Here is a 12,560-nt window from a genome sequence, read left to right on the forward strand (position 1 = left end):
AACAAAACGTGAAATTTCATTAAATTTTAACTTAGATCAAATCCCAATAGATAAGCTAATCTCTAGGTACATGCTGTACTTTTAAATCATCATAAATCTCAATCAATGCATCCACACTTAGAAATAGCAATCCAGAAATAATAGCTACGAACATTCCAATAACAACTGTAATCACAGTTCCTATTAAAAGAACCCAAGCATCAACTTGAAATGTTGCTAAGCCCAATTGGTTCATTAAAAAAACCAATACGTTATTTGACTCAATAATTACCATGGCTAAAAGATAGCATCCAGCCAAGACCCATCTTTTCTTTTTATAACTCTGTTTTGAAGATTTTACCTTTAAAACTATTTTTCCATCATCCAAAGTTGTATCTACCATATGACGGGCAGTGATCAGCTTCTTGATCATGATGAAAAATCTTTGGGGATATTCTTTAATTACATAGTCTACTTCAAGATGACTCACCTTTTCAGAACATACTAATGCCTGTGCAGCACAATCTTTTTCGATCTTTTCTTTATCTTGTTCATAATAATGATCAATATATTCAGTTACAGCCGTTAATCTCTCTAAATAGAATTTTCTACGATGAGTAAATCTTTTCGTTTTATCCAACCAAACAAACAGTGGCACGATAGCCAAGAATACTGGTAATGCTTTTATTATTGAATCTAACACGTCTCCCCCCCTTGATAAATTGAACCGCTAATACTAACTGAGAAATATATCTAACTTATAGATTTATAAATTTTAAAAACAAAATATTTAAAATCAAATTGGAATTTTTGAATCTTGGTTCACAGGCCAGATTAACCAAAAACTATCATTCCCTTAATTCACAAGCAGTTCTTTACTTAAAACTTCAACGCCATCACCCCCAAGTCGTATACTATTTTTAGATCTATTTGGTATCTCATCAACGATAATTAAGCAATATTATCAAGCGTTAAGGTTATTGGTTACATATTACATATTTTTTAGTTTGATTTATTTTTGCTACTATTCTGCCGAAAATTAAAATAGGAAAAAATAATGAAAGATCGTATGTTTTTACATGAGCTTTCTATTGAGCAATTAGAAACACTTTCAGAAAGTGAGATTCAAGAGATTTATAATAATATTGAACAAGCCTATTGGAATAACAAACCTCATACCATCTATTACGTCGCTACACATGGTGCTAAATCTCGAAATGACGGTTTAGTCAATGCATCTTCTCATGCCGTAAAAGTTGCTGGTTTATCCCTTGCTCGTGTTGGTGATGAAGTCATTTATGCAGATGGCACAACTTCTAAAATAATTTCTGGTGCAGGTACTGCATGTGTTGTGGATGGCTCGCCAGCAGCTCTAATAGGTAGTCGTTTAGAGAATGGGGATGAAATTGTTGAAAGCCCAAATACGACTATTGCTATTAGAATTTACAAGGATCAACCAATACCTGAAAACTTTTTGAGTCATGGTTAATTTTTTAGGAGTAAATCATGGCTAAAGGTTTTGCAATCCATAATGCAATCACGAATCATGGTGGGATCATTCCAGCTACTCAAATGCAAAGTTCTCAAATGGGAAATTTATTTGTCCGTGCTGGAGATGGGCATTTTTGTCCTAAATGTAAATGTTGGTCAACGGTAATAAAAAGCCATGATCATGTGATTTTTGATGGTAAGCCCGTGGCTTATGTCGGTGATAAATTAACATGTGGGGCGACAATTCAACCACAACAGTCACATGTTGTTGGTGAGAGTGGTAGCCCTTATTCAAACAAGGAAAATCAATCTTCTTCTACCAATGAAAAGTTTGATGAACAGCTTCAATTAGCTGATGACTCCAGTATCAACAGTCTTTTCAAATATATTGGTTACAAACTTCAAGTTGGTAACCAATTACATGAAGGTCTTTTAGATAGCGAAGGTAAAACTCAACGAGTCACTTCAGAAAAAGCAGAAGAAATAACCAATATAGAGTTTTTCTTTAAAGAAAAAATTCCTTATTTTTATGAATTGGATCAGGACAAGTAGTGTGGGTATTAATATAAAAGCATCAACCAATAGTGTTGAAAATAGTGTGAAGAGAGTAATAACATTGCCTTCACGTAATCTAACGTCTGGTGAAATAGCTTTATCTAAGCTTATTTTTAAAGATAGTATTGATTATTCTAAAGTTAAGATTTTTACTGGTGACTATTTACCTAATCAAGACCCAACAACTTTCGTAACGCCTAACGGTAATATTTATGCTCCTAGAGAAATTTATTTACCAGACTATAGTGCTGCAACGACTGATTTTAAAAAAGTTTTTTTACATGAAATGGGTCATGTATGGCAATATCAATCAGATGTAAATGTATTAGTGGTGGCAGGCTCAATCCATGCATGTGCTTATTTCACTAAGAAAGATCCTTATCTATACGATATACATGAACTTAAAAAATATAAATCAGAAATCATGCCAAATTTAGTTGAACATTTACCTAAAAAATTATTGGATTACAACTTAGAATCTCAAGCAGAGATTTTAGCTGATTATTGGTTGATCAAACATACCAACAAACAGGTTCAGTATATGAAAATAGAAAATATAAAGACTAATATTAAAGGTGCTTGGTCGAGTATAGTTCAAATTTACGAAGATAAAGTTAGACAAGTTATTCCATAACAAGGATTCTGATATGAAACCATTTAATACACTGCTTATTTCATTTATCTCATTTCTAGTTATTGGATGTACAAATCATAACAGTGTAAAAACTGATATTGTTGTTTCTAGCAACCGAGGAAATCTTCACTTTTCATTTCCTAAAGATAAAAAGGTTTTGGTTTATCATTATGAAATTAATGATTATGAAAATTTTGAATCAGATGGTATAACTTATAAAAGATTATTTATTTCCAAAGAAATTAACAAAGAAATGAAAGAGATTATTTTCGAGAACTACAAGTCAAATAAAATTGTAGAAAATCATGCTTACTATATGTTGTTAGGTGAACAAGGGTTAAATAAAACTGGTGTTGGATTCACCACAGTAGGTTTTTGTTTATATAAAGATAAAATTCTTACGAAGCAAAAAAGCGAGAACACTCCTACATTTATTCAGAAATGCCATGATCTATGAGACTCTAAATAGTACTGTGTAAGTGCTCAAACTAAGTCCCAATGCTGTTGAGATTAAAACAAAGCTATTTACCATGAATTAAAAAGTATGAATAGCTTTAAGTAAGACAATATAGCTAATCAACGAGATAAAATTTAATGAAATTATTTTATCTATTACTTCTTCTTAGTAGTACTGCCAGTGCATCTCCAAATTCCACATTATATGTAAAAATTAAAGACAATGATGTATGTGTATTTACAAAAGTAGGCTATGACAAAGCATATGAGAATCAGACCTTAATTTATATAGGCAAAGTAGATGGAATTAATGCCTTTCATTCTTCATATTCAGAAACTTATTTGAATCTTAAAACGCCTATTACTGAAAAAAACTGTATTAAAATTAAATCTTCTGAATTTAAAGAGCCTCTTACATATGATGTTGTCCTTGAAACAGGCCGATCATATGCGCAAAGCATTTGCGTAAGTAGGACCAGTGAAGGTAAAACTGTATTATTAGAAGCTAAAGCAGACCTTGATAAAGGTATATATTGTGGTACTAACCAATATGATTACTCTAGTAATAGCCTTTGGAAAATGTTAAAAAATATCTATTATTGGTTCGTCAGCTTATTAAATTAGCCTATCTTAAAAATTAATTAAGCATAGTTCAGCGGTTAAAAGATACGTTTGCCGCTCATGAAGGAAAATTAAAGAAGCAATTAAGAAAATAAATATGAAAGAGAAAAAACTAGTTGGCTACACCTTAATAGCCTTGCTCTTAATTTATATCATTTTTGTTTTAGATAAACATGAAGAATTTAGGATAACTTTAGTTAATGATGATTTAACCATTGAGTTCCCCAATGAAATATTTGTCAAACACTATGCAATTAAAGATTTTGAAAAAAACATCTCATCAAATGCAACTGAGATATCTGAGTATAAAACAATATTGGAAAAATCATATTATAAGAAAGTTGATCATATTAGCATAAGTAATATTTACAACTATAGTATTAGATCAAACCATGCTTATTTTTATGTTATGACACAAGAGAATGACAAAGAATTGAATGCAAGACTAAATTCCATAGGTTTTTGCTTAAAAAACAATTATGTATTAATGCAAAAAAGTAGAGAAAAAGATTCAGACTTCATAACAAAGTGTCATGATCAAAGTTAAAAAAGCAATCATAGTATGATCTATATGCTTGAACGAAACAGAAAAAATACAGAGGGAAGAAGCAAAGAGGAAGTTCTTTCCATGTATGAAGAAAAGATTAGACAAGTAATAAACTAATTATCTACGTGAGAAACTATTGAAAATGAATAATTCATCTATTGGCCATAAAATAATATTAATCACAATCGCTATTTTTATTTTATATTTATTTTATATTGCTTATGGATTTTTATCAGCAAAAGGAGGAAATAAAATAAAAGCTACCCTCAACAACTCAAATATAACTTTTCTATTAAAAAATGAAGGGGTTATTGTTCATGGCTATGAAATAAGAAGTTTACTTGAAAAAAAAGAAAACAGCTTTGAATATAAAAAAATCTTAGAAACCAGTGTTGAGAAAAAAATGACCAATATTATTATTTATAACTATAAAAGCTATGGGATTGAAGAAAAAAAACCATATTATATATCTATATCGAGAGAGGGCATCCTTAATGAACCAGGCATTGTAATGCAGTCAACAAACTTTTGCATTAAAGATAAAAATATAGTTTATTCTGAAAAAAATGATGAAAATTTCATTACTAGTTGTCTCTACTAATTCAAAAGATGTTTCTATTAATAAGTCATTACTTAAAATGAGATAAAATTTAATGAAAATATTATATCTATTACTTCTTATTAGTAGTACTGCCAGTGCTTCTCCATATTCTTCTCTATATGCAAAAGTTAAAGACAATCATGTCTGCGTGTTTACAAAAGGAGACTATAATAAAGCACCTGAAAATGAAACATTGCTTTATATGGGAAAAGTAGATGGAATTAATACATTTCATGATTCTTATTCAAGAACGTACTTTAATCTTAAAATGCCTATTAATAAAGAAAACTGTATTAAAATTAACAAATCAGAATTCAATGGCACTTTCCCCTATTCTATCTGGCTTGAAACCGATAAAGAATATAATCAAAGGATATGTGTAAATCAAAATCCTGAAGGAAAAATTGTATTATTAGAAGCTAAAGCAGACCTAGAGAAAGGTACATATTGTGGCACGAACCAATATGATTACTCTAGCAATAGCCTTTGGACTAAGTTAAAAAATCTATACTATTGGATAGTCAGTTTATTAAATTAAGCTATCTTAAAAGTTGCTTGCGTACACTTCAACGGAGTGTACGCTAGCAAAGACTTTTAGTTAGAAATATGTACCTAATTCATTTTATGGACATTAAAAAACCCCAAGCCTTTAATACCAGCTTGGGGTCTTTGAATCTTGGTCCCGAGGGTCGGACTCGAACCGACACGTCATCTCTGACAGCGGATTTTGAGTCCGCCGCGTCTACCAATTTCACCACCTCGGGAAGAGTGCGATGCTTTGTGTTGCGTATAATAACCTGTTTGATTTTATTGTCAAACACTAACTCACGCTTATTGCTCACTTTTAAATCATTCAGATATTTTTCTGCTTATAAACACGCGAACTCAGCGAGAAAACACAAAAAAGACTATACTACGCCCAATTTTTGCAATGTTTCAGATGTATGCAACTCTCCGACTTTTCGTTTGATCTCCCCGATGAACTTATTGCTCGCTACCCATTAGACAGCCGTAGCGCATCTCGCCTGCTCCATATCGATGCCCAAGGCCAATATCATGACCATGCGTTTACCGATATTCTGGATTTACTTGAGGACGGTGATTTACTGGTGCTGAATGACACCAAGGTCATGAAAGCACGCTTAAAAGGCAAACGTGCAACAGGTGGCGCAATCGAAGTACTGGTTGAGCGCATGTTGGACACCCACACTGCACATTGCCATATCAAATCAAGCAACTCACCTAAAGCAGGCGCAGAACTGTATATCGGTGAAGATGCAGTACCTGTCACCGTACAAGGTCGCCACGAAAATCTGTTCGTAGTTGAGTTTTCACAACCGATTTTGTCGGTACTGGATCAATACGGTCAGCTCCCGATTCCACCCTATTTCAACCGTGAAGCCGAAGAGATTGATACTGAACGTTATCAAACTGTGTTCCATGATCCTGAAAAAATTGCCAGTGTCGCTGCACCAACAGCCAGTCTGCATTTCGACCAAGGCTTATTAGAAAAATTAGCTGCTAAAGGCGTGCAAAAAACCTTTGTCACTTTACATGTCGGTGCGGGAACGTTTATGCCTGTACGCACTACGGATATAACCAATCACATTATGCACAGTGAATGGTGTGATGTGCCACAAGCGACCATTAACCTAATTTTGGCAACCAAAGCACGCGGTAATAAAGTCATTGCGGTAGGCACTACGGCGACCCGTGCCCTAGAAAGTGCAGCACAAGCCAATCAAGGCCAAATTGCAGCTTGGACAGGCGATACGCAAATATTTATCTATCCAGGTTATCAGTTCTGTATCGTGGATCGTTTGATTACCAACTTCCATTTACCTGAATCAACCTTGTTGATGCTAGTTTCAGCATTATCGAATCGAGATAATATCTTGGCTGCTTATACTCATGCAGTAGAACAACGTTATCGCTTCTTTAGTTATGGCGATGCGATGTTAGTGGACAAACTCGACGCTTAAAAACAGATTAATAGGCTAAATCAAGGTTTAGCCTATCCCCTCAAAACTTCAAATAAACCACTATTTATTAAAATAAAAAAGACGGTCAGATTTAGATTATAGACTTCTTAGTTTCTGAAATTTAAAGCATAATCAAAACAATATAGACCAATTATAATGAATCCATTAATTCCATGCCGATCGACACTGTACAACAAGCACTGCATATCCGACGTAAAAAAAATGCGCAGGTTTTTCATAATATTGCCCGGCTTTGGGAGGCAGGGCAAAAGTCGCATACGGATCAAGACTTGTTAGATGCCCTGCATCCGTGGCGTGATGACCATAGCCTGCGTTTTTTTAATGTGCTGCCCTACTTATTAGCGCTCGTCAGTATTGGAACCTTGGTGTTTGGCTATTTTCTCCATCCGCATATTCAATATATCTGGAGTCTGCTCGGCGCATTTTTGACAGGCTTTCTAGCCTATTTACTTTATGAGCCACAAGAACCATTAACACGGGTGATTCGTTATTTAGAAGAACGAATGACCGTATTACGTTATGGTTTGCAGTTCCAGCAATTGCCTGCTTATTTACCCATTCAAGCCCAGCCCCTCTTGGTCCTGAGTAAATTAAAGCAACATTTCCCGCTGTTTAATCGTGGCAATGAATCGAACGAAATTACCCAATACGCATCTACCACATGGAACGATGGCACAACAGACCATCAGGTATTACTGTTCCAGTATCACTATGTCAGCGAAATGTCGATTCTTCCGGACCAAGATAACGATAAAAAAATCGTCAAAGAGATCCATAAAGATTTGTGGGGCGCATTTATCTTTCAAATGCCTGCTCATGGTATTGCAGTGAGTAATCAGCGTTCTCGTTTTTTTGAACCCTATACCAGTTCATGGCAAAGCAGTGATATTTTGATTAATCAAGAATTGAATATTTTTGGCCTCAATCAGCATCAGTTAGCGAAAGAAATCAGCCCGAGTCTGACTTTAAAATTACATGATTTTTTTCAACATTTTACAGGTGATTTAATTTATCATCATGAAGAGCAAATCCTGTGTTACGTGGGCGAACAAAATCTTTTCCAAACCGCCAGTAAACGTAGTGAAATTCATGATATTCCAGCATTACGCGGGCACTTACGCACCATGACCATGCCGCAATATCAGAAATTTCAACAATTGATGCTCAATGTAATTCAATAATTCTCCCGAGCTCTCTTTTAACAAAACGAGAATTTAAGGGAAATAACAATAAGGGGAATGACGATGACAGGTTTACTGATCTTCTTGGGGATTTTTCTAGTACTGATTGTATGGGGCGTTTCTATTCGCAACAACATCGTACGGTATTTTAATGCCACCAAACGTGCGTGGTCAGAAGTGGCTAACTTCGAACGTCAAAAAATAAAGACCTTAGAAGCATTGGAAGCAACACTGGATCAATACACCCAGTTTGAAAAATCCACCTTGGAAAAAGTCACTGAATTGCGCCAGCAAATTCTCAATCTGAATGTGAATGACACGGATATTTCGCAGTTACAACAGATCGAGAAAATGAGCAAAGAGCTGATTCGTAGCCTCAATATAGTGGTTGAAAATTATCCTGAACTGAAAGCAGATGCGCTATACAGCAAGATGATGGATGATATTCAGGAGCAAAACGAGAACGTCGGTGCTGCAATTACCATTTTTAACCGCAACGTGGAATTGTTTAATAACCAAATCGAAGTGTTTCCAAACAACTTGATCAATACCCTGACATTATCCAAGAAAGCAATTCGCCCATTTAAGGATAATCTGGCGACTGAAAATTTTGACTATAAACCGAATTTTTAGTGCTTTAGTACTGATCACTGTAGTCCATTTTTATAAGTGGAAAATCATTCAGTTTGATGCTTTAGATTTACTATCTCACCTCGTGAATCCTCCCCAGCCCTCCTTTTAAAAAGGAGGGAGCATTTGAGTTTATCGTCAGAAATATTGCCTTTTATCCCCCTCTTTTTAAAGAGGGGGTTAGGGGAGATTATTATTTTTTGGTTATGGCTACATTTAGTAGTAGAACTACACGCCATAATCGGGGAAAATAGCCGCTTTCGATCAGCGAACTGTTTTTTCGCCTTCTTGCGCTGCAATCATAGTAGCACTTCGATCTTGCTCAGGTTATTACATGAAATTTGAAAAATTAGGCCAGTCGGGGCGCGCCCGTCGTGGTCGACTTACTTTAGAACATGGCGTGGTTGAAACCCCTGTGTTTATGCCAGTAGGTACTTACGGTACAGTCAAAGGCATGCTCCCGCGTGATATTGAAGAAATTCAAGCACAAATTATCTTGGGAAATACCTTCCATTTATATTTACGTCCAGGCCTTGAAGTGATTAAAGAGCATGGCGGTCTGCATGAGTTTATCCGCTGGGATAAACCGATTTTGACTGATTCAGGCGGTTTCCAAGTCTTTAGCTTGGGCGCAATGCGTAAAATCAAAGAAGAAGGTGTGACCTTCCGCTCTCCGATTGATGGTTCTAAGGTGTTCTTATCTCCAGAAATTTCAATGGAGATCCAACACGTACTCAACTCAGATATCGTGATGATCTTTGATGAATGTACCCCTTACCCTGCAACCCATGAAGAAGCGCAAAAATCATTACAACTCTCTTTACGTTGGGCAAAGCGTTGTAAAACCCACCATCATGATGAGCTCAAGAATAAAAATGCCTTATTCGGCATTATTCAAGGCGGCATGTATGAAGACCTACGTGATGAGTCATTGACTGGCTTATTGGAAGTTGGTTTTGATGGTTATGCAATTGGCGGTTTATCGGTAGGTGAACCGAAAGAGGAAATGATCAAGGTGCTTGATTATTTACCTAATAAAATGCCACAAGACAAACCTCGCTATTTAATGGGTGTCGGTAAACCAGAAGACATCGTCGAAGCAGTTCGTCGTGGTGTCGATATGTTTGACTGTGTGATGCCGACCCGTAATGCACGTAATGGTCATTACTTTGTCACCGATGGTTTGGTTCGAATCCGCAACAGTCGCTATCGCCATGATCAAGGTCCTTTAGACCCACATTGTGATTGCTACACTTGTAAAAACTTCAGTCGTGCCTATTTATATCATTTAGAGAAGTGTGGTGAGATGCTGGCATCGATGCTCGGTACCATTCATAACTTGCGTTACTACCAACGCCTCACTCAAGGTATGCGTGATGCATTGGATAACGGCACATTTGATGAATATGTTCAGGACTTTTATGCGCGTCGTGGATTAGAAGTTCCACCATGCCCTGAAGACTAATGTGAAGTAAATGCATCAAGATTTGCGCCTGATCGCAAGACAAGGTACATTGCAAAACGAATTGGAATTTATTGTTAATTTTTTGGCTTTTTAATTTTAGGAAAACGAAATGAGCTTCTTAATCTCTACTGCTCACGCTGCGCCTGCGGCTGCACAAGGTCCAAGCCTGATGGCAAACATCTTGATGATTGCTGTTTTTATTGCAATCTTCTATTTCTTAATCTGGAGACCTCAAGCAAAACGTGCCAAAGAACACCGTTCTTTAATCGAAAGCTTGGGTGTAGGCAGTGAAATCGTGTTTGCTGGTGGTTTAATGGGGAGAATTACCAAACTTGAAGGTGACTTTGCAGTAGTTGAACTTGCTCGTGGTGTTGATGTAAAAATTCAACGTGCGAGTGTCATTTCAGTCTTACCTGAAGGCACACTAAATAACCTTTAATCATAAAATAGTCGTGCCTCAGCACGACTTTTTCATTTAAGAAGAAAGCAAATGCGTTACCCTGCATGGAAATATTTGCTGATCCTTGTGGTACTTGTGATCAGTACGTTATATGCACTTCCAAGTCTGTATCCAGATGAACCTGCTGTCCAAATTTCTGGCGCAAAAGCAGGCACAAAAATTGATCAGACCATCGTGCAAAAAGCTGAGCAGATTTTAAAAACTGCCGACATTAGCAGTCACGACAATAGCTTTACCAATAACGCGGCATTATTACGCTTAAACTCTTCTGAAGAACAGTTAAAAGCCAAAGAAGTATTGCGTCGTGATTTAGGTGAAGACTACGTTGTTGCGCTCAACCTTGCACCGACTACACCAGAATGGTTGCAAAAGATTGGGGCAAAACCGATGAAACTCGGTTTGGACTTACGTGGTGGTGTACACTTCTTGCTCGAAGTCGACATGGATAAAGCAATTAGTCAGCGCATGGAAACATCTGCGACTGATTTGCGTCGTCAATTCCGTGATAACAAAATCAAATTTAACAACCTTGCGTTAAGTAACAACACCATTACTGTCCAGTTTGCCAGCAATGCAGACCGTGATGCTGCAACTGATTTTTTACGTCGTAATGGTAATGAATATACTCAACAAGCGGTTGCAACATCATCTGGCGCAACTTTAAGACTGACTTATACCGACGCACGTCGTCAGGAAATTCAATCTTATGCAGTGAACCAAAACTTAACGACTCTACGTAACCGTATTAACGAACTGGGTGTAGCCGAAGCACTGGTACAAACCCAAGGTAGTAATCGTATCGTGGTTGAATTACCGGGTGTACAGGATACTGCGGAAGCAAAACGTGTCTTGGGTCGTACAGCGAACTTGGAATTCCGTTTAGTTGCAGACAGCAATGATCAATATATCGATCCATATACAGGTAAATATAATGGTCAGCCACTTCCTCCAGGCACTGAAGTATTTGCTTATCAGTCTTTAGACAGTGGTCGTCAGTTACTGTTGCAACGTAACCGTATTTTGACGGGCGAACGTGTTCAAAATGCAAGCTCTGGCTTTAGCCAAGACTCTGGTGGTGCAGAAGTTAATATCACCCTAGATTCTTCAGGTGGTAAGCTCATGGCTGATGCAACCCGTGGTGCTGTGGGTAAACGTATGGCAGTTTTGTTTATCGAAAATAAACAAAAAATCTCTTATGTTGCCGATCCAAACACAGGTGTACAAACTGAAGTCCGTACTCCATATACCGAATCTGTAGTCATCAATGCCGCAACCATTCAAGCGGTATTGGGTTCACAATTCCGTATTACCGGTCTTGATTCACCACAAGAAGCTGCTGAACTTGCGCTCATGCTACGTGCGGGTGCTTTGGCTGCGCCAATGTACTTCGTTGAAGAACGTGTAGTTGGTCCAAGCTTGGGTCAAGAAAACATTGACAAGGGTGTGTTATCTACTCAAATCGGCTTCTTGCTGGTTGCGATCTGGATGGTTGTGTTCTTCCGTTTATTCGGTTTAATCGCGAACTTCGCCTTGGTCTTTAACCTTGCCATGATCTTAACGGTGATGTCTTGGATTGGTGCTTCGCTCACCCTGCCAGGTATTGCAGGTATCGTCATTACCATTGGTATGGCCGTCGATGCCAACGTCCTGATCTGTGAACGAATACGGGAAGAAATGATCTGGGGCGCCTCGCCAAAACAGGCAATTGTTGCGGGTTATGATCGGGCCTATAACACCATTCTTGACTCGAACTTAACCACTTTCATTGTTGCGTTTATTTTATTCGCGATTGGTACAGGTCCGATCAAAGGCTTCGCAGTTACCTTGATGATCGGTATTATTTGTTCGATGTTCACTGCAATTACCGTAACACGTGCAATCGTACAGCTCATTTATGGCAAACGCCGTAATTTGACCAAGTTGAGTATTTAAGGAGA

Annotated in this window: 15 protein-coding genes and 1 tRNA gene; 14 read left to right on the forward strand and 2 right to left on the reverse strand. The window is 37.0% G+C overall.

Going from position 1 to position 12,560, the window contains the following annotated elements:
* Positions 1–55: 55 nt before the first annotated feature.
* Positions 56–682: a hypothetical protein gene (locus F887_RS02865; protein ID WP_005296804.1), complete on the reverse strand. Its 627-nt coding sequence runs from the start codon at positions 680–682 to the stop codon at positions 56–58.
* Positions 683–1,036: 354 nt separating this feature from the next.
* Between F887_RS02865 and F887_RS02860 the strand changes: the two genes are divergently transcribed.
* From F887_RS02860 to F887_RS02825, 8 genes are all read left to right on the forward strand, one after another.
* Positions 1,037–1,468, forward strand: a complete 432-nt coding sequence (locus tag F887_RS02860) for a PAAR domain-containing protein (protein ID WP_005296806.1) — start codon at positions 1,037–1,039, stop codon at positions 1,466–1,468.
* Between the two features lie 17 nt (positions 1,469–1,485).
* Entirely contained in the window at positions 1,486–2,022 is a 537-nt protein-coding gene (locus F887_RS02855; RefSeq protein ID WP_005296809.1) for a PAAR domain-containing protein, read from the forward strand.
* Between the two features lies 1 nt (position 2,023).
* Positions 2,024–2,659, forward strand: a complete 636-nt coding sequence (locus F887_RS02850) for a hypothetical protein (protein ID WP_005296813.1) — start codon at positions 2,024–2,026, stop codon at positions 2,657–2,659.
* Between the two features lie 13 nt (positions 2,660–2,672).
* Positions 2,673–3,116: a hypothetical protein gene (locus F887_RS02845; RefSeq protein WP_005296815.1), complete on the forward strand. Its 444-nt coding sequence runs from the start codon at positions 2,673–2,675 to the stop codon at positions 3,114–3,116.
* A gap of 137 nt (positions 3,117–3,253) precedes the next feature.
* On the forward strand, positions 3,254–3,739 hold the full coding sequence (locus tag F887_RS02840) for an NF045616 family extracytoplasmic (lipo)protein (RefSeq protein WP_005296816.1): 486 nt from the start codon (positions 3,254–3,256) through the stop codon (positions 3,737–3,739).
* Between the two features lie 94 nt (positions 3,740–3,833).
* The gene (locus F887_RS02835) at positions 3,834–4,283 is read left to right on the forward strand and encodes a hypothetical protein (protein WP_005296819.1); all 450 of its coding nucleotides are present in this window, start codon (positions 3,834–3,836) and stop codon (positions 4,281–4,283) included.
* Between the two features lie 142 nt (positions 4,284–4,425).
* A complete protein-coding gene (locus F887_RS02830) occupies positions 4,426–4,884 on the forward strand; it encodes a hypothetical protein (RefSeq protein ID WP_005296823.1) in 459 nt (152 codons plus the stop codon).
* Between the two features lie 52 nt (positions 4,885–4,936).
* Positions 4,937–5,422 (forward strand): NF045616 family extracytoplasmic (lipo)protein, encoded by a 486-nt coding sequence (locus F887_RS02825; RefSeq protein ID WP_005296826.1) that lies wholly within the window; start codon positions 4,937–4,939, stop codon positions 5,420–5,422.
* Between the two features lie 139 nt (positions 5,423–5,561).
* Here the strand turns inward: F887_RS02825 and F887_RS02820 are convergent.
* Positions 5,562–5,648 (reverse strand) — tRNA-Leu (locus F887_RS02820).
* A gap of 180 nt (positions 5,649–5,828) precedes the next feature.
* Here F887_RS02820 and queA point away from each other — a divergent pair.
* The 6 genes from queA (at position 5,829) to secD (ending at position 12,555) form a co-directional block, all read left to right on the forward strand.
* A complete protein-coding gene (gene queA / locus F887_RS02815) occupies positions 5,829–6,866 on the forward strand; it encodes a tRNA preQ1(34) S-adenosylmethionine ribosyltransferase-isomerase QueA (RefSeq protein WP_005296828.1) in 1,038 nt (345 codons plus the stop codon).
* Positions 6,867–7,039: 173 nt separating this feature from the next.
* Complete coding sequence (locus F887_RS02810; RefSeq protein WP_005296831.1) at positions 7,040–8,068, forward strand: hypothetical protein; 1,029 nt, start codon at positions 7,040–7,042, stop codon at positions 8,066–8,068.
* A 63-nt stretch (positions 8,069–8,131) separates the two neighbouring features.
* On the forward strand, positions 8,132–8,701 hold the full coding sequence (locus tag F887_RS02805) for a LemA family protein (RefSeq protein WP_005296834.1): 570 nt from the start codon (positions 8,132–8,134) through the stop codon (positions 8,699–8,701).
* A gap of 331 nt (positions 8,702–9,032) precedes the next feature.
* Positions 9,033–10,163 (forward strand): tRNA guanosine(34) transglycosylase Tgt, encoded by a 1,131-nt coding sequence (gene tgt / locus F887_RS02800; protein ID WP_005296836.1) that lies wholly within the window; start codon positions 9,033–9,035, stop codon positions 10,161–10,163.
* Between the two features lie 109 nt (positions 10,164–10,272).
* On the forward strand, positions 10,273–10,602 hold the full coding sequence (gene yajC / locus F887_RS02795) for a preprotein translocase subunit YajC (RefSeq protein WP_005149729.1): 330 nt from the start codon (positions 10,273–10,275) through the stop codon (positions 10,600–10,602).
* 51 nt (positions 10,603–10,653) lie between these two features.
* Positions 10,654–12,555, forward strand: a complete 1,902-nt coding sequence (gene secD, locus F887_RS02790; RefSeq protein WP_005296839.1) for a protein translocase subunit SecD — start codon at positions 10,654–10,656, stop codon at positions 12,553–12,555.
* The last annotated feature ends 5 nt before the right edge of the window (positions 12,556–12,560 follow it).

This window comes from Acinetobacter sp. NIPH 2100, from assembly GCF_000369805.1.
In the GTDB taxonomy this organism is placed as follows: domain Bacteria; phylum Pseudomonadota; class Gammaproteobacteria; order Pseudomonadales; family Moraxellaceae; genus Acinetobacter.

What these genes read in the sequence shown, in the direction of transcription:
- F887_RS02845 (WP_005296815.1), top strand. Translation starts at nt 2,673, where the DNA reads ATGAAACCATTTAATACACTGCTTATTTCATTTATCTCATTTCTAGTT.
- tgt (WP_005296836.1), top strand. Translation starts at nt 9,033, where the DNA reads ATGAAATTTGAAAAATTAGGCCAGTCGGGGCGCGCCCGTCGTGGTCGA.
- queA (WP_005296828.1), top strand. Translation starts at nt 5,829, where the DNA reads ATGCAACTCTCCGACTTTTCGTTTGATCTCCCCGATGAACTTATTGCT.
- F887_RS02810 (WP_005296831.1), top strand. Translation starts at nt 7,040, where the DNA reads ATGCCGATCGACACTGTACAACAAGCACTGCATATCCGACGTAAAAAA.
- F887_RS02840 (WP_005296816.1), top strand. Translation starts at nt 3,254, where the DNA reads ATGAAATTATTTTATCTATTACTTCTTCTTAGTAGTACTGCCAGTGCA.
- F887_RS02805 (WP_005296834.1), top strand. Translation starts at nt 8,132, where the DNA reads ATGACAGGTTTACTGATCTTCTTGGGGATTTTTCTAGTACTGATTGTA.
- F887_RS02830 (WP_005296823.1), top strand. Translation starts at nt 4,426, where the DNA reads ATGAATAATTCATCTATTGGCCATAAAATAATATTAATCACAATCGCT.
- secD (WP_005296839.1), top strand. Translation starts at nt 10,654, where the DNA reads ATGCGTTACCCTGCATGGAAATATTTGCTGATCCTTGTGGTACTTGTG.
- F887_RS02855 (WP_005296809.1), top strand. Translation starts at nt 1,486, where the DNA reads ATGGCTAAAGGTTTTGCAATCCATAATGCAATCACGAATCATGGTGGG.
- F887_RS02825 (WP_005296826.1), top strand. Translation starts at nt 4,937, where the DNA reads ATGAAAATATTATATCTATTACTTCTTATTAGTAGTACTGCCAGTGCT.
- F887_RS02860 (WP_005296806.1), top strand. Translation starts at nt 1,037, where the DNA reads ATGAAAGATCGTATGTTTTTACATGAGCTTTCTATTGAGCAATTAGAA.
- F887_RS02835 (WP_005296819.1), top strand. Translation starts at nt 3,834, where the DNA reads ATGAAAGAGAAAAAACTAGTTGGCTACACCTTAATAGCCTTGCTCTTA.
- yajC (WP_005149729.1), top strand. Translation starts at nt 10,273, where the DNA reads ATGAGCTTCTTAATCTCTACTGCTCACGCTGCGCCTGCGGCTGCACAA.